The 18,158-nt window shown below is 56.4% G+C and carries 15 protein-coding genes; 13 read left to right on the plus strand and 2 right to left on the minus strand.

The annotated features are described in order from the left end of the window. Positions 1 to 102 precede the first annotated feature (102 nt). The 8 genes from guaB (at position 103) to HSW_RS18265 (ending at position 10,496) form a co-directional block, all read left to right on the plus strand. Entirely contained in the window at positions 103 to 1,575 is a 1,473-nt protein-coding gene (guaB, locus tag HSW_RS18230) for an IMP dehydrogenase (protein ID WP_044003163.1), read from the plus strand. A gap of 204 nt (positions 1,576 to 1,779) precedes the next feature. Beyond that, positions 1,780 to 3,876, plus strand: a complete 2,097-nt coding sequence (locus tag HSW_RS18235; protein WP_052346602.1) for a PP2C family protein-serine/threonine phosphatase — start codon at positions 1,780 to 1,782, stop codon at positions 3,874 to 3,876. A 14-nt stretch (positions 3,877 to 3,890) separates the two neighbouring features. Then, entirely contained in the window at positions 3,891 to 4,220 is a 330-nt protein-coding gene (locus HSW_RS18240; RefSeq protein ID WP_044003164.1) for an STAS domain-containing protein, read from the plus strand. Between the two features lie 24 nt (positions 4,221 to 4,244). After that, positions 4,245 to 4,658, plus strand: a complete 414-nt coding sequence (locus tag HSW_RS18245; RefSeq protein WP_044003165.1) for an ATP-binding protein — start codon at positions 4,245 to 4,247, stop codon at positions 4,656 to 4,658. A gap of 188 nt (positions 4,659 to 4,846) precedes the next feature. Then, positions 4,847 to 7,219: a peptidylprolyl isomerase gene (locus HSW_RS18250; RefSeq protein WP_044003166.1), complete on the plus strand. Its 2,373-nt coding sequence runs from the start codon at positions 4,847 to 4,849 to the stop codon at positions 7,217 to 7,219. A gap of 273 nt (positions 7,220 to 7,492) precedes the next feature. After that, entirely contained in the window at positions 7,493 to 8,881 is a 1,389-nt protein-coding gene (locus tag HSW_RS18255) for a peptidylprolyl isomerase (protein WP_071883142.1), read from the plus strand. Between the two features lie 90 nt (positions 8,882 to 8,971). Then, positions 8,972 to 9,934, plus strand: a complete 963-nt coding sequence (locus HSW_RS18260) for an AAA family ATPase (protein WP_044003167.1) — start codon at positions 8,972 to 8,974, stop codon at positions 9,932 to 9,934. Positions 9,935 to 10,052: 118 nt separating this feature from the next. Then, the gene (locus tag HSW_RS18265; protein ID WP_052346603.1) at positions 10,053 to 10,496 is read left to right on the plus strand and encodes a hypothetical protein; all 444 of its coding nucleotides are present in this window, start codon (positions 10,053 to 10,055) and stop codon (positions 10,494 to 10,496) included. Between the two features lie 205 nt (positions 10,497 to 10,701). Here HSW_RS18265 and HSW_RS18270 read toward each other — a convergent pair whose 3' ends face one another. Continuing rightward, entirely contained in the window at positions 10,702 to 11,586 is an 885-nt protein-coding gene (locus HSW_RS18270; protein ID WP_044005083.1) for an SDR family NAD(P)-dependent oxidoreductase, read from the minus strand. 197 nt (positions 11,587 to 11,783) lie between these two features. Between HSW_RS18270 and HSW_RS18275 the strand changes: the two genes are divergently transcribed. Then, entirely contained in the window at positions 11,784 to 12,359 is a 576-nt protein-coding gene (locus tag HSW_RS18275; protein WP_044003168.1) for a GNAT family N-acetyltransferase, read from the plus strand. Positions 12,360 to 12,379: 20 nt separating this feature from the next. On the opposite strand, the gene HSW_RS18280 is transcribed toward HSW_RS18275, so the two are convergent. After that, a complete protein-coding gene (locus tag HSW_RS18280; protein ID WP_197031909.1) occupies positions 12,380 to 13,543 on the minus strand; it encodes a hypothetical protein in 1,164 nt (387 codons plus the stop codon). Between the two features lie 194 nt (positions 13,544 to 13,737). Between HSW_RS18280 and recA the strand changes: the two genes are divergently transcribed. The 4 genes from recA to HSW_RS18300 all read left to right on the plus strand — a co-directional run bounded on the left by recA (position 13,738) and on the right by HSW_RS18300 (position 18,140). Next, positions 13,738 to 14,847: a recombinase RecA gene (gene recA / locus HSW_RS18285; RefSeq protein ID WP_044003169.1), complete on the plus strand. Its 1,110-nt coding sequence runs from the start codon at positions 13,738 to 13,740 to the stop codon at positions 14,845 to 14,847. A gap of 242 nt (positions 14,848 to 15,089) precedes the next feature. Then, positions 15,090 to 15,920 carry a DUF3108 domain-containing protein gene (locus HSW_RS18290; RefSeq protein ID WP_044003170.1) on the plus strand — a complete coding sequence of 277 codons (831 nt, stop codon included), beginning with the start codon at positions 15,090 to 15,092 and terminating at the stop codon, positions 15,918 to 15,920. Positions 15,921 to 16,250: 330 nt separating this feature from the next. Then, the gene (locus HSW_RS18295; RefSeq protein ID WP_044005087.1) at positions 16,251 to 16,952 is read left to right on the plus strand and encodes a response regulator transcription factor; all 702 of its coding nucleotides are present in this window, start codon (positions 16,251 to 16,253) and stop codon (positions 16,950 to 16,952) included. Between the two features lie 108 nt (positions 16,953 to 17,060). Beyond that, entirely contained in the window at positions 17,061 to 18,140 is a 1,080-nt protein-coding gene (locus HSW_RS18300; RefSeq protein ID WP_044003171.1) for a sensor histidine kinase, read from the plus strand. Positions 18,141 to 18,158 lie beyond the last annotated feature (18 nt).

Below are 18,158 nucleotides of genomic sequence, written 5' to 3' on the forward strand. Positions count from 1 at the left end.
CATAACACAAGCACAACCCAAAATCTGACTATCACCACAGAAAACCCGATTTTCCGCCGTAGCTTTGTCCGGCAACAAGCCTCACCTAATCTTCTTGTTGCCATGGCCGACTACGCTGCCAAAATTGCCTTTGAGGCGCTGACCTACGACGACGTCCTGCTGCTGCCCGGTTATTCGGAAGTACTGCCCCGCGACGCCGACCCCAGCACCCAGCTAACCCGCAACATCCGGCTCCAACTCCCCTTCGTCTCGGCGGCTATGGACACGGTGACCGAGGCTGAAATGGCCATTGCTTTGGCCCAGGAAGGGGGCATCGGCATCGTGCACAAGAATATGAGCATCAAGGCCCAGGCCGAGCTGGTGCGCCGCGTGAAACGCTCCGAGAGCGGCATGATTCTCGACCCCTTCACGCTGGAGGAAACCGCTACCCTGGCCGACGCCAAGAAGCTGATGCGCAACAATAATATTGGGGGCATTCCGATTATCGATGACCAGCGCCGCCTGAAAGGCATCCTCACCAACCGCGACCTGCGCTTCGAGAAGGACATGAGCCGCCCGGTTACGGCCGTCATGACGCCGCTGCCGCTGGTCACGGCTAAAGCCGGCACTGAGCTGGCCGCTGCCGAGGATATTCTGCAGGACTCGAAAGTGGAAAAGCTACCGGTTATTGATACCGATGGCCGGCTGGTGGGCCTCATCACCTACAAAGACATCCGGAAGCGCCGCCGTACGCCCAACGCCTGTAAGGACGAGTTGGGCCGTTTGCGCGTGGGTGCCGCCGTGGGTGTTACGGCTGACCTGATGGACCGCGTGGCGGCCCTGGTGGAAGCCGGCGTAGACGTGGTGAGCGTAGATACGGCGCATGGCCATAGCAAAGGCGTGCTGGATGCTGTGCGCAACCTCAAGCAACAGTTTCCCAACCTGGAAGTCATTGCCGGCAACGTAGCCACCGCCGAAGGTGCCCGCGCCTTGGCCGACGCCGGAGCCGATGCCGTAAAAGTAGGTGTAGGGCCCGGCTCCATTTGTACTACCCGCATCATTGCCGGTATTGGCGTTCCGCAGCTTTCGGCCGTGATGGAAGCGGCTCGGGGCCTGGCAGGCACCGGTGTTCCGCTCATTGCCGACGGCGGCATCAAGTATTCCGGTGACGTGGTAAAAGCACTGGCGGCCGGAGCTAGTACGATTATGATTGGCTCTTTGCTGGCCGGCACCGAAGAAGCACCCGGCGAAGTCACGCTGTTCGAAGGCCGCAAATACAAGAGCTACCGCGGTATGGGCTCGGTAGAAGCCATGGAGGAAGGCTCGAAGGACCGGTACTTCCAGGATGCTGAGGACGACGTAAAAAAGCTGGTACCCGAAGGCATTGTGGGCCGTGTGCCCTACAAAGGGCTGGCGGCCGAAGTGCTGTACCAGCTTTCAGGTGGCCTGCGGGCCGGTATGGGTTACTGCGGCGCGGCTACCATCGAGGCACTCCAGACGGCCCGGTTCGTGCGCATCACCGGAGCCGGCCTGCGTGAATCGCACCCCCACGATGTCCAGATTACCCGCGAGGCGCCGAACTACAGCAGCCGCTAAGCCAGCTTCGGAAGCACTGCTTGTTTTCTTTCGGGGTATATCGAAAAAGCCGACGGCCTTTACCGGCCGTTGGCTTTTTTCTGTCGATTACGTAGGTAGTCCGGACTACGTGCCCGATAGATATGTGCAGCTTTTTCCGCCCACTCCCCTATCTTGCTTTCCCATTTCGGCCCGCCTCCCGGCCCTTTCCAGTAGGATTACCGCATGTCATTTTTTCGGAAGCTCCATTCCTTCCTGGTTCCTTTCTCCCTGCTGAGCTGGCTGGGCCTGCTGGCCTGTACGCTGTTATACGCACATCCTTCCCTGGCGCCGTCCATCGGCACCCCGCCCGGTTGGCTCCTTTTAGTGCTACAGGCAGTCTTCACGGCCTGTATATTCATTCAGGAGCGAGGCACTGAGGAACGGCTGCGGGGCCTTGATTTTGTAGGCCTGATCCGGCGACTGGTGCTGGGACCGGGGTTGCTGGCTACCGTTTGTGTGGGCTTGCACCTAGTACAGCAACTCGTTCAAACCAAGCTACCCGAAACCGGCTCGGTCCTTTTCACCTGCATTTATACCATAAATGTTGGCCTCTTCGTGGTACTATTGGCCCGCACGAACTATGCTTGGCGGTCTTTAGTGCTATTTCGCTCCTCTGCCCGGTTGCGGCGGCTGTGGCTGTGGTTTGAAGTTCTGCTGGGCATTACTCTGCTTTTTCGTCTGTTTACCTGGACGCCCCCCTTTGGTCTGAGCACTGCTTTGTTAGGTGCTTTGGCTGCGTTTGGTGCTTATATCAGTGGACAGCAGAAGTGGGTCGCTTACCTCAACCGCCGACAGAAAATAGAAGTTATTCTGTTGCAGCTGGCCATCATTCTGGCCATGGCTGTATTTGTGGCGTACTTCCTGCAAACCAAATCCGACCCGCAGCTGATTGCGCCCGCTACGCAGCACGCCTTTCTGCTTTTAAATGCTTTTTTCGCGGGTTTTTATGCGGTGATAGGTCTGTTGGTCACTTTCTTCAACCTGCCTACAGCAGGTGTATTTGAGCAGAAGCGCGAAGAAATTCTGAGTCTGCAGCGGCTGACGCAGCTTATCCAGCGCGGCCAGAACACGGAGGAAGTGTACCGTATGTTCTTTGACTCAGCTATTCAGACTGTGGAGGCCGATGCGGCCTGGCTGGATGTGGAGGAAGCCGGGGAAAGCCACCCGGGGCAATACTACACGTTGCAGCCCGAGCAGGCCAAGACCATGCGCAATCTGCTGATTGACTACAACCTCAACCATATCGAGTACCTCAACAACGACCTATTCAACAGCAGTGGTTTTCGGGCCCTAAATTTACCGTTCGGCTCCTTGATTGTCATGCCATTGCGCTCCAGCAAACGGCAGTATGGTAACCTCTACATGCTGAAGGAGATACCACAAGGCTTTGACCGGGAGAGCCTGAGCATTCTGCAGACCTTCGCCAGCCAAGCCGTGCTTAGCATCGAGAATCTGCAGCTGATTCAGGCTTCCCTGCACACGCAGCGCGTACAGGACGAGTTAAAAATTGCCTCGGCGGTACAGGACAGCCTTATTCCGAAGAATCTACCTATTGATAACTGGTTTGAAATCAGTTCCCACGCCTTGGCGGCCACGGAAGTGGGCGGCGACTTTTACGACTTTCTGCACTTGCCCGGCCGTCGGCTGGCAGTGCTCATCGGCGACGTATCGGGCAAGGGCGTGACTGCCGCATTTCATGTGGCGCAGATGAAAGGGATTTTTCACGCGTTGATGCAGGAAAATCCGCTGGCCCGCAACGAGCGGGAGAAGTTTCCGGTGCCCAGCAAATTCATGGCGCAGGCCAATACTGCGTTGGCTCGCTGCCTAGAAAAAGCGGCCTTCATCACCGCTTCGCTCTATATCATTGATTATGAGCATGGTGGTTTTGTATTTGCCCGAGCCGGGCATTGTCACACGTTGTACTACCATTCCATCAAGGAGGAAGTATCCTATTTCCGTACCGCCGGATTGGGACTGGGCATTATCCGCCACGATGGCTACGAAAAGCACATCAAGAATCAGTTCTACGACTACAATCCCGGCGACGTGATGGTAATTTACACCGACGGCATTGTGGAGGCCCGCAACGGCGCGCAGGATGAATATGGTGAAGAACGCCTTCAGCAGATGCTGGAACGCACCTATTATCTTGATGCCGAACAGATTAAAGAGCAAATTCTGGCCGACCTCAATGAGTTCAGCAAAGGCCAGCCCATACACGATGACCAGACGCTGCTGGTAATTAAATTCAAAGCTTCCCAACCTGAAGGCAGCCTTTAACGTAGCACGGAGCTATGAAAATAACGCAACAATCAACTGAAAGTACCCTTACCCTCAGCCTGGACGGTGAACTGGATGCCAGCTCTTCAGTACTACTTGATACGGAGCTTAGCAAGCCGGAAATACTGAACAACCAGAAAGTATTGATTGATTGCCGCCAGCTGAATTATATTTCTTCGGCCGGTTTGGGCGTTTTTATCTCGCATCTGCAAACGTTTCAGGATGCAGGAGTGAAGCTGGTGTTCTTTAACATGCAGGATAAAGTGCATAACGTATTTGAGATTTTGGGCCTTGATTCGCTGATGACGATTGTTCCGTCGGAGGTTGAAGCGGTGGCCGTATAGTAGTGCTGCACGGAAGCCGAGGGGATGAAACACGCAATCAGAATTAGCTGCACACGCCGCAACCTAAAGGTGGTGCGTGACTTTGTAAGCGAGTTTCTGCTAAGCTACCATCTTGCTGAGCTGGTGATTAACCAGATTGTGCTGGCCGTGGATGAGGTGGTGGCCAACCTTATTATTCATGGCAACGGCGAAGATGAGTCGCAGTTTCTGGATATGCGGGTGAGCCTGCAGAACCAGGAATTCAGCATCGAAATTGAGGACACTAACCTTACCTCTTACTCCCCCACCAGCTACGTGGAGCCCGATTTGCAGGAATATGTGCGCATCGGCAAGAAGGGGGGCGTAGGCATGATGCTTGTCAACCGCATTATGGATCGGGTGGAGTTTACCACCGATGGAACGCGCAACCTTTGTCGGTTGTATAAGAAACTGAGCTAAACCACCGTTAGGGCGGTGGCTCGCCGGAAAGCACTCCGCCTGCGGAGTGCTTTTTTTTGTGGCCGCCCGCCCGCTGCAGTTCTCGTCGGGCTCCCGGAAAAAATCCGTAAAATTGCGTCAGTCAGCCATCCGTACCCGGAACATTTCCCGACCGGATTTCCTTGCTTCGCCGATTCCTTATTTACTGTATGCACAAACGCATTTTGTTTGCCGGCACCGCCGCGGCTGCTCTTCTGGCCGGGTGCCAAGCCACCAAACCCACCACCAAAGCCCCGGTAACGCCGGTTGAAACGCTGGGCACCACGGCAGTTCCCGCTTCCGAGTTTGCCTACGTCTACCGTAAAAACAACAGCTCGGCCCCGGAGTATGGTACCAAAGCCAGCGTACAGGAATACCTCGACCTTTACACCAACTTCAAGCTGAAGGTGCTCGAAGCTGAGCAGCGTGGCCTCGATACCACGCAGGCGTTTAAGCGCGAGTTGGACGGCTACCGGCAGCAATTGGCCCAGCCGTATCTCACGGAGAAAAGCGTGACCGATAAACTGGTACGCGAGGCGTATGACCGCATGAGCAAGGAGGTAAACGCCTCCCACATTCTCGTGCGACTCATGCCTGATGCCACCCCCAAGGATACGCTGGCCGCCTACCAGAAAGCCATGGCGCTGCGTCAGCGCGTAACCAGTGGTGAGGACTTTGCTACAGTAGCGCGGGCAACTTCCGAAGACCCTTCAGCCCGCGAGAACGGCGGCAAGCTGGGCTACTTCACGGCCATGCAGATGGTGTATCCTTTTGAGTCGGTGGCGTACGTTACGCCTGTAGGGCAGGTGTCGCAGCCGGTACGCACCCGCTTTGGCTACCACATTATCAAAGTGAACGACGTACGCCAAGCGCAGGGCGAAATCAAGGTGGCCCACCTCATGATCCGGGCCACGCCCGGCATGCCGGCCGCCGACTCCGTGACGGTGCGCAAGAAGGTGGATGAGCTATATAACCGCCTCGCCCGACGCAATGAGAACTGGGAGAAGTTGGTGGGCCAGTTTTCCGAAGACGCCGGCTCAGCAGCCAACGGTGGCGAGTTACCGCCCTTCGGTACCGGCCGCATGATTCCCAGCTTCGAGGAAGCTGCCTTTAAGCTCCAGAAGTCCGGCGACATCTCCCAACCCGTCCAGACGCCTTATGGTTGGCACATCATCAAGCTGATTGAGAAACAGCCGGTGCCGTCGTTTGAAGCTATGGAGCCCACGCTTAAGAGCAAGGTCGCGAAGGATTCCCGCTCGGAACTCAATAAAACCGCTTTCCTTAAGCGCGTACGCACCGAAAACAACTTCACCGAAAACCAGGCCGGCAAGGAGTACCTGTTTGCTAAGGTGGACACCTCGCTGGTAACCGGGCGCTTTGCATACACGGCCACGGCCACTCCCACCAAGCCGGGCAAAACGATTACCGATAACTCTACCTTGTTCACTATTGCCGGGAAGCCCTACTTGGTGAAGGACTTCCTAACCTTCGCACAGCAGAACCAGAAGCCGCGCCCTGGCGCCGAGCCCCGCTTCGCCGCGCAGCAGCTCTATGACCAGTACGTGGAGCAAACCCTGACCGACTACGAGAAGGCCAACCTTGAAAACAAGTACGAAGACTACCGCATGCTCGTGAAAGAGTACCGCGACGGGATTCTCTTGTTCCAACTCATGGATGAGAAGGTATGGAGCAAGGCCATTGAGGACACCGTAGGGCTGCAGAAATACTTTGCTGAAAACCAGGCGAAATACCAGTGGGAACCCCGCGTGCAGGCCACCGTTATCAGTGCCGCTTCGCCGGAGCTTCGCTCCCAGGCAGCCCAGTATTTTGTAAAGCCGACTACGCCAACACGCATTCCGGGCACGTCTACTCAAACCAGCATTGCCAAAACAACAATGCCTACTACGCAGGGCATTCCTGCCACTATTGACTTTCAGGCCAATGCGGCTACTCCATTACCTGCAAGCTTATCGGCGCTTGAGAGCCTGTCGGCACAAATGGATGCAGATACTACCCTGGAAATTCTGGTTAGCGGCCATGCGAAGGCACAAGCAAATGTTAAACTGGCCCAGCAACGCACGGCCCGGGTAAAGGCGTATCTGCAGGAACGGGGAATTCGGGGCGGACGGATTATGAACAGCGTAACAATAGGCGGGAAAGAGTCCCGTCTGAAGGCGGCGACGAATGGCGTTTTTGTTCGGGGCTACACGCGCAACCCCGTTGCCATCGAACAGCGTTTGAACGCTCAGAATCCGCTAGCCGTACAAATTCAGCAGCGCAGCTTCCAGAAAGGCGACAACAAAGCCGTAGACCAGTTTCTAAACAGTGCCCCCGGCACGTATACTTCTCAGCAGGATGGCCGTTACTACACGGTCATCGTTGACAAGCAGCTGCCAGCCGGCCCCAAAACCCTGGCCGAAGCCCGGGGCCAAGCCACTTCTGACTACCAGAATTATCTGGAAAAGCTGTGGATCAGCCAACTGCGCGAAAAATATCCGGTTAAGATCAACCAACCCGAGGTTGATAAGCTGGTAACGAAATAGAGGCAGCAACCGCACGTACAAGCAGCAAGTCAGGAGTTGGAATGAAATGCCCATATCATTCCGGCTCCTGACTTTTCACTTCTCTTGGCGGCGGCTCTGCAACCCATTGCGGCCGGCCTGACTCTCTGCTGCGAAGCGGGCACTTCCCGGAGTAATCTGTGGTTTTGCCGGAGAAAGGATTTATGATGAAATTTACGGGCAGCTTTTGGCGTTTTGCCGGCTGTCTGGCTTCAGCAACGCCCTTGGCTTGTTGCAGCATTACGGAAAGATTCCATGATTCAAGTATTGCGAGTACCGGCCCGTAAGCTACTGCTGAGCGCGGTGCTGCTGGCTGCTTCGGCCACTGCCAGCTACGCCCAGCTGGGCGTTGGCCGCCCGGTGGGGCAGAAAATAGTAGACGGCATTATCGCTAAGGTGGATAACCAGATTGTGCTGCGCTCCGACCTGGAAACCATTTATGCCCAGGAAGTAGCCCGCGCCGAAGGCAAGCCGCTGCCGCCCGATACGCAGTGCCGCATTCTGCAGAGCCTAGCTCTTAACAAGCTGCTATTGGCCAAAGCCGAAACTGACTCCGTGGTGGTAGAGGACTCCCAGGTGAAAAGTGAGCTGGACCGCCGCATGGCCTATTTCGTGCAGCAGATTGGCTCCGAGAAAAAGCTGGAGGAATACTACAACAAGCCGCTGAAGCAACTGAAGGAAGAGTTGCGCATTCAGGTGAAAGAGCAGCTGGTGCAGCAGAAAATGCAGGACCAGATTGCCGGCAAAGTGTCCGTTACGCCCCGGGAAGTCCGCCAGTTTTTCAACCGGATGCCCAAAGACAGCCTGCCCTATTACTCCACCGAAGTGGAAGTAGGCCAGATTGTGAAGGTGGCCAAAACCAACAACAAGGCCAAGCAGGAGTCCCAGGCCAAACTCAACGATATCCGGGCCCGCATTGTGGCCGGCGAGGATTTTGCCACGCTGGCCAAGCAGTATTCCCAGGACCCCGGCTCGGCCGTGGAAGGGGGTTACCTGGGCTTTTTCAAGCGCCGCGAACTGGTACCGGAGTATGAAGCCGCCGCGCTGCGGTTGGAGCCGGGCGGATTATCTCCCATCGTGGAGTCGCAGTTTGGCTTTCACCTGATTCAACTGATTGAGCGCAAAGGCGACTCCTACAGCACCCGGCACATTCTGCTCAAGCCCGAAACCGGCACAGCCGATACCAACGAGGCCTCTCAGGAACTCGCCAAATTGCGTCGTCGCATTCTATCTGATAGCGTAAGCTTTGCTAAAGCCGCCAAGGACAACTCCGACGACAAGCTTTCGGGCGGCAACGGGGGCCTGATGCAAAACCGTCGCGACGGTAGCACCTACCTCTCCCTTGACCAGCTCGACCCCGCCATCTTCTTTACCATTGACACCATGAAGGTGGGGAGCGTAACGCCGCCCCTGCCCTACCGGACCGACGATGGCAAAGATGCCGTACGCATTCTGTACCTGAAGTCGAACACCCCGCCTCACCAGGCCAACATCGACGACGATTACCAGAAAATTGCAGCAGCGGCCCTCAACGAGAAGAAAAACAAAGCACTCGACACTTGGTTTGCCCAGAACCGCGGCACCGTTTATCTGGAGGTTGACCCCGAGTACTCCGGCTGTCAGCTGCTGAACGCCGTGAATTAATGTAGTTGTTTTTAGTAGTTGGTTGGTGGTTTTTGGCCTGTTCAGTTGCCAAGTACTAACAACCAATTACTAAAAGCCAAAACCCAACTTATGCCTTTCGCCTCCGATAAAGAAGCCGCCGACGCGCTGGCCCGGTCCTACCAAAAGCTCCGCCAGGAAATCGGCAAAGTCATTATCGGGCAGGACGACGTGGTAGAGTTGGTGCTGACGGCCGTGTTTTCGCAGGGCCATTGCCTGTTGGTGGGCGTGCCAGGGCTAGCCAAAACCCTGCTCATTCAGACTATTGCCGACTCGCTGGACCTTTCGTTCAACCGGGTGCAGTTCACGCCGGATCTGATGCCGTCGGACATTGTCGGCTCGGAAACGCTAAACCAGCAGCGGGATTTTCACTTTGTACCAGGGCCGATTTTTGCCAACATTGTGCTGGCCGACGAAATCAACCGGACTCCTCCCAAAACCCAGGCGGCCCTACTCGAAAGCATGCAGGAATACGCCGTGACGGTGGCGGGTAAGCGGTATCCGTTGCAACGCCCGTTCTTCGTGCTGGCTACCCAGAACCCGATTGAGCAGGAAGGCACCTATCCGCTGCCCGAAGCTCAGCTGGACCGCTTCATGTTTAATATTGAGCTGGGCTACCCAAGCTACGAGGCGGAGCTGCAAATCGTGAAAAACACCACGTCCGACCACAAGCCTACGGTTAGCAAAATCCTCCACGCCGACGACATTCAGGCGTTTCAGCAGCTGGTGCGCCGCGTGCCCGTAGCCGATAACGTGGTAGAATATGCCGTTGGTCTGGTACACAAAACCCGCCCCAATACCGACCGCGCCGCTGCCCGCGCCTCGCAGCTGCTGGAATGGGGAGCAGGGCCCCGCGCTTCGCAGCACCTCATTGTAGGGGCCAAATGCCACGCTCTCATTCACGGCAAATACTCGCCCGATATTGAGGATGTGAAAGCAGTAGCTCTGCCCATTCTGCGCCACCGTCTGGTGCGCAACTTCAAGGCCGAAGCCGAGGGCATCACCGTGGACCAGATTGTAAAAGAACTCCTTTAGATAATGATGAATCCGGAATGATAAATCAGGAATTGGTAGACCGCCAACAAGCTGCTCTTAACCATATCTCCTTTTTGACTCATCATTCTTAATTCATAACTCATAATTCCCTTCAAGCATGGAAGCAGCCGGTTACTACCAGCAATTTGAGCGCAACCTGGAAATTATTATCAGTGGTCTGGAAGCTGGGCTCGATGTGCGCACTACCGCCCTCACTACCTCTTTGCCGCTTGAGGTGTATGTGCTGAGTGAAGTACTGAACCAGGGTGGCGGCCAGTTCCGCCTTACCACAGAAACACCTCTGGAGCGGCTGCGCGAGTTTCATGCCCAGTTTCGCCAGAACGAAGCCGGCAACGAAGCCCTGATGCAACGCATCCTGGACGACAAAAAGGCACTGATGCGCACACCCGAAGGCCGCGTGCTTACCAAGGAAATGTTGATTCGCCGCCTGGAATACTTTAATGAGGCCGCCCGCCAGGTAAACGTAATGCGCAACCAGCATGCTCTCGGCAGTCCACCGCAGGCCCGTTCCGGCATCGGGGCAGAACTGCAGAAAGGCTAAGCCCGGGTTGGGCCGGATTCATCGGATTTCGTGGATGATTTGCTGTTAGATAAACTCCATATAAGTCCTCCGGATTTAGAAAACAGAAAGGCTTGCCACATTGGCAAGCCTTTCTGTTTGGGTTTATCGGATTGTAAACCGGTTCGTTGTAGTCATCCATAATATCCGACGACTCCGGCCCAACCAAGGCTTAGCCTTTCTACGGCTACGACATAGAAGCTGCAGCTTCTTCGCGCACTTTGGTATTGCCTTCCTTGCTGTGTTGCAGGTTGAGGCTGCCGGTGGGCTCCTGCTTCAGATGACTGGGAACCTCGTCACCGGCTGCGCTCTTGGAGATAGTGACGCCACCATCTACAAAGTATGTGGCCCCGGTAACGTAGCTGGCTTCCTCGGAGGCCAGGAACAGGTACACGTTGGCTACTTCTTCAGGCGTACCCCGGCGACCCAGCGGTACACCGGCCACCGTATTCTTTTCCATTTTCTGGTTCATCGGTCCGGTTTCCTTGTGCGTCCAGGCCGTATCAATAGGCCCTGGGCCGACGCAATTCACCCGGACACCGTGCTTGGCTTGCTCCACCGCTAAGCCCTTGCTGAAGGTCATCACCCAGGCTTTGGTGCCGCCGTAGGGCGTAATCATGGGGGAACCCATCTGCCCGGCTTCCGAACCCGCCGATACTATGTTGCCCTTTGTCTTTTGTAGCTCTGGCAACGCTGCTCGGCTCATCATGAACACCGAGTAGATGTTGTTTTTGATCATGTACTCAAAAGCATCCACCGGATACTGGTCCAGTTCGGCGGTGGCCGGGAATACACCCGCATTGTTAACGAGGATATCGAGTTTGCCGAATTCCTGCACGGCTGCTTTTACGCAGGCTTCCGCTACCTCCTGGGCCGAAATGTCGCCGAGGTAACCGATGGCGCGGCCCCCTTCGGCCAGAATTTCATCCACGACTTCCCGCACCGGGTCCGATTCGAGCCCGACAACGACGACTGCAGCCCCTTCACGGGCAAACTTCTTGCTGATTGCTTCGCCGATACCCGAGCCACCGCCCGTTACTATTACTACTTTATTGGTGAGTCTGCCTGACATGTTGAAAGGATTAAAAAGGAACAATACGCCTCCGGACGGGAGTAGCTCCCGAAAATTCATCCGGTAATGAGGCGTGCGTATACCCTTCTGAACGACTGCCATGTGCCGAAGTTTCTACCGCCGAGCTTTAGCTTGCCGTCGTGTAGGCCGGTTTTGCGTCTTTCTCTGTAGTATCACCCGGTTACCTACCCCAAATCATGTACGCCGTTCCGCCCCTGCCAGCTCCTGCCGGCACGCCTATTCGGGCGGCTAGGCTTACGCTGCGCCCCTACCTGCCTTCCGACACGACCGATTTCTTCCGGCTTATCGATGAAAACCGAACCCGGCTACGGCCGTCGTTTCCGGCCCGCGAAGCGGCCGTGCAAAGCCCTGCTGCCGCTTCGCAAACCCTCACCCGGTTCCGGCACGACTGGACTACCGGCCGGCTGTACGTCTTCGGTATCTGGCATCAGGAAACCCAGCAGTACCTTGGCGACATCAGTCTAAAGCCTAACTGGACTCCGCCCATCACCCTTGAAATCGGCTATTACCTCGCAGCCGATGCGGAAGGGAAAGGATACGCGCGCGAGGCATTAGCGGCCATTGCCACTTTTGGCTTTGAGGTACTGCACGCTGAACGGCTCCTGATTCGTTGCAAAGCAACGAATCCCCGTAGCTGCGCCGTAGCCGAAGCCGTGGGCTTCCGGCCCCTGCCACCCCGGCCGCGCCCCTGGCCTCTGCGCGTCTTCGGTAGCTCCGATATTCTCTATTATTGCCTGCGACGGCCGGCCTGAAACACCCTGAAAAGCGCCTCCTAATTGCCTTTTATGGTCCCCAGCAGGAAGCTCTGGTTGAAATTCAGATACAACGCGAAGGAGAAATCGAACAGACCATTATTGAGGTCGTAGAGCGGCTCGAAGCGCGTAGTAAGGATAAGATTGCCGGGTAGCCGGTAGTCCTTAATGGCCCGCAGAATTAGCAGCTGCCGCTGCTTTTCGGTGTAGCCCGGGTCGGCCACCGAAACGGAAACCGACTGGTACAGCCGCCCCCCGATGGGCGAGATATACCCGCTGCCCTGCCAATACGCCAGCTGCAGATTAGACAGGCGGGTATCGAGGCCGACGTTGAGGTAGAGCCCGGTCCCGCGCTTGTAGGGCAACGCGTAGGTGAAGGAGTAGTCGTGGAAGTAAGTTACGTAGCCATCAAAATGCGCCGCCTGCACGAAACGTGAGGCCAGTGCCTTACGCATCCGCAGGCCGGTAGCCACGTTGAACAACGTCTGCAGCGGTTTATCAATAGTATCCAGCTGCCCACCAACGTGGGTAGCCGTGAACTGAAACGGCAGCTTCAGTAGCCAGCCCGTGGAGTCGCCCAAAAGGCGGCGCTCCACGCTCAGGCCGCCGGCCACTTCCTCCTGGTAGTTGCTGAAGCGGTACTGCTGCCGCCGCCAGTTCACCCAGGCATCCAGAAACGTATTATCTGTCAGGTATTGATACTGCACGCCTTCTTCCAGTCGGTCGTATAGTACCCGCTCAAAGTCATACATCGGCTCGATGTAGCCGTGCTGCAGGTTACCTTCAATGTTGCCGAACAGCAGCCGGTGTGGCCCCTGCGCGTACTTGAGTGTGAACAAGGGCCGCACCTGCCGCAGCCGCTGCGTGCCGTAGTCCTTCTGCAGAAAAATGCCGGCCTCCAGCCGCAGGTTAGCTGCCGGGAAATACACCAGCCGCGGGGCCAGCTGCGCCCCAAAGTAGGTCAGGCCGGGGTCAATTTTGTTGAAATACTCGTTGTCTTTATTGTAGAGCAGCCCCTGCACTTCCAGCCGCACCTGCCGCTCATAGCTCGGGCCCAGCGGCAGGCGGTTAAAGAAAGCCCGGTTATCCAGTTGCGCCTGCGCGGCTCCCGTCAGGGCCAGCCACGCTACCAGCGTCAGTATCAGAACCCTAGAAGCCCGGTTTGATTCCAAAAAATTTAGCACAGAAAAAACATCCTGAATTCAACGAATTTTTTTAGCATTGCGGGCACAAAATATAGTCCGGCGGCGTTACCATGAGCCGCCCCTGACCGGCCCCGTTTCTACTGCTTCCTGCGCTCGGGCAAGTGGTTGTTCCGGCCGGCTAAAAGGCCTACATTCACCAAACCTAAGCATTTCCAAACAACCCCTTTATACTAATGGCAGCAACCACTGAAAAGGCTGAGAAAGCGGAAAAAACCGCCTCTAACCCCCAGGCCGAGAAACTCAAAGCCCTTCAGCTTACCCTCGATAAGCTAGATAAGAGCTACGGCAAAGGTACCGTGATGAAGCTCAGCGACAACAAGGTGATGGACATTGAAGTCATCAGCACCGGCTCGTTAGGGCTGGATATTGCGCTGGGTGTGGGTGGTCTGCCTAAGGGCCGCGTAGTGGAAATCTACGGCCCGGAATCGTCGGGTAAAACGACCCTCACGATGCACTGCATTGCTGAGGCGCAGAAAAAGGGGGGTATTGCCGCCTTCATTGATGCCGAGCACGCCTTCGATCCGCTGTACGCCAAGAAACTCGGTATCGACACAGCCAACCTGCTCATCGCCCAGCCCGACAATGGCGAGCAGGCGCTGGAAATTGCCGACCAGCTGATTTCCTCCGGCGCCATCGACATCATTGTGATTGACTCCGTAGCCGCTCTGGTACCGAAAGGCGAGTTGGAAGGCGACATGGGCGACTCGAAAGTGGGTCTGCATGCCCGCCTCATGAGCCAGGCCCTGCGGAAGCTCACCGGCACCATCAATAAAACCGGCTGCTGCTGCATCTTTATCAACCAGCTGCGCGAGAAAATCGGGGTGATGTTCGGTTCACCCGAAACCACTACCGGTGGTAACGCCCTGAAATTCTACGCTTCGGTTCGCCTGGATATCCGCCGCATTGGCCAGATCAAGGAGGACAAAGACAATATCACCGGTAACCGCACTAAGGTGAAGGTGGTGAAGAACAAGGTAGCACCGCCTTTCAAAGTCATTGAATTCGACATCCTGTATGGCGAAGGCATTTCCAAAGTGGGTGAAATTCTGGACTTGGGCGTGGACATGGGCATCATTGCCAAATCGGGCTCCTGGTTCTCTTACGAAGGCAACCGCCTGGGTCAGGGCCGCGAAGGCGTGAAAACCGTCCTGCTCGACAACCCGGAGCTGGCTGATAAAATCGAAGCCCAGATTCGGGCTAAGGTGAAAGGTGCCCCCGAGGAAGCCTTGGCTGCTATTCCCGAGGACCACACCACCGACGAAGACGAGGACGACGACCTGTAAGCTTTGCACAAGCTCTTGGAGTGAAAAAAGCCCTGCCGGACAACCGGCAGGGTTTTCTTTTGCGTATGGCTCACGCTCGATGCCTTCCGGTTTTTCACACGATGCGTAACTGGTCGATACCGGTTTTAGTATCGGATTCTACCGCGTTTGACAGCTGCTTTTTGGCTCTGTCAGAATCCGAGTATCTTTGCTGGCACCGCATTTGAGAAGGTCCCGGCTACACTCTACTTTGCCGCTTGTCCATGAACCGCCGCTGGCTTCTGTTTTCTGTGCTGACCCTGCCGCTGGCTGCGGCACTCACAGCGTTTGGCCCGGCCTCCGAGGCCACCCGCACCGTCTCCAATCAAAGTTTTGACCGAGGCGAAACCTTGCAATATAAGGTGCATTATGGCCTCATCAACGCGGCAGAGGCCACTATTGAGGTCGACGATGCCGTGCATCGAGTGAATGAGCGGCCCTGCTACAAGGCCACCGTTACGGGCCGTACCACGGGCTCCTTCGACTTCTTCCTGCGCATCCGCGACACCTGGCGCTCTTACATCGATACCACCAGCATTCTACCGCAACGGTTCTTCCGCAACATTGAGGAGAACAACTACCGCAAGCGCGAAACTGTGGACTTTGATCATGCTCGCGACGTAGCCGATGTGGAAAGCCACAAGCGCGATAAAAACAACGTCAAGAAGGGCACGTTCAAAATCCCGAATAACGTGCAGGACATTGTCAGCGGCTTTTATTTCCTGCGCACCCTGAATTATGACCAGCGCAAGGTGGGGGAAGTAATCAAGGTGCAGGGTTTCTTCGACGAAGACGTGTTTAACATGGATGTGGTGTATAAGGGCCGCGAAGTGGTGGAAACTAAGGCCGGCACCATTCGCACCATCCGGCTGGTGCCTAAAATGCCCAGCAACAAGATCTTTAAGGGAGAAAATGCCGTTTCGGTGTATCTCTCCGACGACCGGAATAAGGTTCCGGTCCTGATTCAGGCCGAAATGTTTGTAGGGGCCGTGAAGGTCGACCTCTACAAATACAAAGGCCTCCGAAACCGGCTAAATCTGGTGGCGCAAAAATGATTCTGTGTGAAGCGGCTTCCGTTGGGGGCCGCTTTTCTTTTTTTCCATACCTGTTCATCCCCCGCTCCTTGTCTGATGCCGACTACCCTCGCCACCCGCCGCCGCATGGTTCTGCAACCCAGCCGTGTGGCAGTGCAGGCCCCAGTGAAAGCCCCACCGGCCGTAGCTGATTTTGTGTGGCCCATTCCCAACCCCGCTCCCCGGAAGGAGTCGGCTCCCGGCCGAATCCGGCTACCGGCAGCGGGTAACGAAAACGTAACACGCCGCGCGCGCCGGCCGGCGGTACTTTTGTCCTCGCGCATTCTCTTTTACCCTAAACCTCCCCGTTCCGTGCAACCAACCGCCAACCCCAACGCCTACAAGATTCTGGTAGTGGACGACGACCCCGACATCGTGGAGCTGCTGGAGTACAACCTGCGCAAGGAAGGCTACGAGGTAGCCAGCGCCCCCGACGGCCGTAAAGCCCTCGAAGTTGCGCCTCTGTTCGGGCCGGATATTATCCTGCTCGACGTGATGATGCCCAACCTTGATGGGATTGCCGCCTGCCGCCAGCTGCGTGAGCAACCCAAGTTCAAGGATACATACATCATCTTCCTGACGGCACGGGCTGAGGAATTCTCGGAAGTAGCCGCCTTCGACGCCGGGGCCGACGACTTCATTGCCAAGCCCATCAAGCCCCGGGCCTTGCTCAGCCGCTTGGCTGCCTTCGTGCGCCGCGACAAAGACCCGCAACAGGTGTCGGATACCATTGAAATCAACGGCCTCAAGATTGACCGTACCGGCTTTGCCGTGTATCAGGAGGGCCGCAAAATCTCGCTGCCCAAAAAAGAGTTTGAGCTGCTGGCCTTCCTGGCCGCCTCGCCCCATAAAGTATTCGGCCGCGACGAGTTACTGCAGAACATCTGGGGCAACGACGTATTTGTGCTGGCCCGCACCGTAGACGTACACATCCGCAAAGTGCGCGAAAAAGTAGGTGACCACCACATCCAGACCATTAAAGGCGTCGGCTACAAGTTCAATACCGACAACTAAGTGAAGTGGTGAGATGGTGAAATGGTGAGTTGCTGTTCTATCCGCACAAGTGGTGCTTGCAGAACAGCAACTCACCATTTCACCATCTCACCACTTCTTCATTTCCTTATGCGCTTCTCTGTTTCTTCCCGGACCATTGCCATCATCCTGTCGTTACTGGTGGCGGCGGTACTGACGACGCTGGCGTGGCTGGGGCCGACCCTGCCGTTTGAGCAGGGCGTACTGGCGGCTGGTATTACCGTGGCGGCCTGCTTTCTGCTGCTGTATCTGATGTTTGAGGCCCTCATTTTTCGGGAAATCAACAACATCTACGAGGGGCTGGAGCACATCAAGCGCAAGGAGTTCCGGCGCATGTCGAGCAAGTTTCTGTTCCGCCCCGAGCCGCTCAAGCGCATGCGCGACGAAATCCTGGACATGGCCCAGCGCAAGCAGCAGGAAATTGATGAGCTGAAGCGTCTGCAGGCCCTGCGGCGCGAGTTTCTGGCTGACGTGTCGCACGAGCTGAAAACGCCCATTTTCGCCGCCCAGGGCTTCGTGCACACCATCCTGGACGATGACGACGTGGACGAATTCACGCGCAAAAAATTCCTCCAGAAAGCCGCCACCAGTCTCGATGCGTTGGATGCCCTGGTGCAGGACCTCGTCACGATTTCTCAATTGGAAAAAGGCGTGGTACGCATGCGTCGGCAGAGTTTCGAGCTGCCCCAGCTGGTGCTGGATATCTTTGAGCAGCTGGAGCTGAAAGCTGCCCGCCGGAGTGTCACCCTGGAATTGTCGTTGCCCCCGGCCCTGGTGCCCGAGCAGGTCCGGGTACTGGCCGACCGTAACCGCATTCGACAGGTCCTCATCAACCTGATTGACAACGCCATCAAATACGGCCGCGAGAACGGCCACGTCCGGGTAAGCCTGCAGGAAAGCGGGAAAGGCATCCGCATCAGCGTGCAGGACGACGGCGAAGGCATCCCGAAACAGCATCAGAACCGCATTTTCGAGCGTTTTTACCGCATTGATAAAAGCCGCACCCGGGAGTCGCGCGACGCGGGCGGCTCGGGGCTGGGCCTCGCCATCAGCAAGCATATTGTGGAAGCGCACCGTTCCACTATCCGGGTACGTAGTGAGATAGGCCAGGGCACTACGCTGGAATTCAAGCTCCCCCGCCCCCGCCGCGCACCCGAGGAAACGGTGTGAAGTGGAAAGTCAAAGCTG

The organism is Hymenobacter swuensis DY53, assembly GCF_000576555.1.
Classification (GTDB): Bacteria; Bacteroidota; Bacteroidia; order Cytophagales; family Hymenobacteraceae; genus Hymenobacter; species Hymenobacter swuensis.

Bases quoted from the DNA above. Each gene is read 5' to 3' on its own strand.
- HSW_RS18250 (WP_044003166.1), top strand. From the start codon at position 4,847: ATGCACAAACGCATTTTGTTTGCCGGCACCGCCGCGGCTGCTCTTCTG.
- HSW_RS18235 (WP_052346602.1), top strand. From the start codon at position 1,780: ATGTCATTTTTTCGGAAGCTCCATTCCTTCCTGGTTCCTTTCTCCCTG.
- HSW_RS18265 (WP_052346603.1), top strand. From the start codon at position 10,053: ATGGAAGCAGCCGGTTACTACCAGCAATTTGAGCGCAACCTGGAAATT.
- HSW_RS18300 (WP_044003171.1), top strand. From the start codon at position 17,061: ATGCGCTTCTCTGTTTCTTCCCGGACCATTGCCATCATCCTGTCGTTA.
- HSW_RS18255 (WP_071883142.1), top strand. From the start codon at position 7,493: ATGATTCAAGTATTGCGAGTACCGGCCCGTAAGCTACTGCTGAGCGCG.
- HSW_RS18275 (WP_044003168.1), top strand. From the start codon at position 11,784: ATGTACGCCGTTCCGCCCCTGCCAGCTCCTGCCGGCACGCCTATTCGG.
- recA (WP_044003169.1), top strand. From the start codon at position 13,738: ATGGCAGCAACCACTGAAAAGGCTGAGAAAGCGGAAAAAACCGCCTCT.
- HSW_RS18260 (WP_044003167.1), top strand. From the start codon at position 8,972: ATGCCTTTCGCCTCCGATAAAGAAGCCGCCGACGCGCTGGCCCGGTCC.
- HSW_RS18290 (WP_044003170.1), top strand. From the start codon at position 15,090: ATGAACCGCCGCTGGCTTCTGTTTTCTGTGCTGACCCTGCCGCTGGCT.
- HSW_RS18240 (WP_044003164.1), top strand. From the start codon at position 3,891: ATGAAAATAACGCAACAATCAACTGAAAGTACCCTTACCCTCAGCCTG.
- HSW_RS18245 (WP_044003165.1), top strand. From the start codon at position 4,245: ATGAAACACGCAATCAGAATTAGCTGCACACGCCGCAACCTAAAGGTG.
- HSW_RS18270 (WP_044005083.1), bottom strand. From the start codon at position 11,586: ATGTCAGGCAGACTCACCAATAAAGTAGTAATAGTAACGGGCGGTGGC.
- guaB (WP_044003163.1), top strand. From the start codon at position 103: ATGGCCGACTACGCTGCCAAAATTGCCTTTGAGGCGCTGACCTACGAC.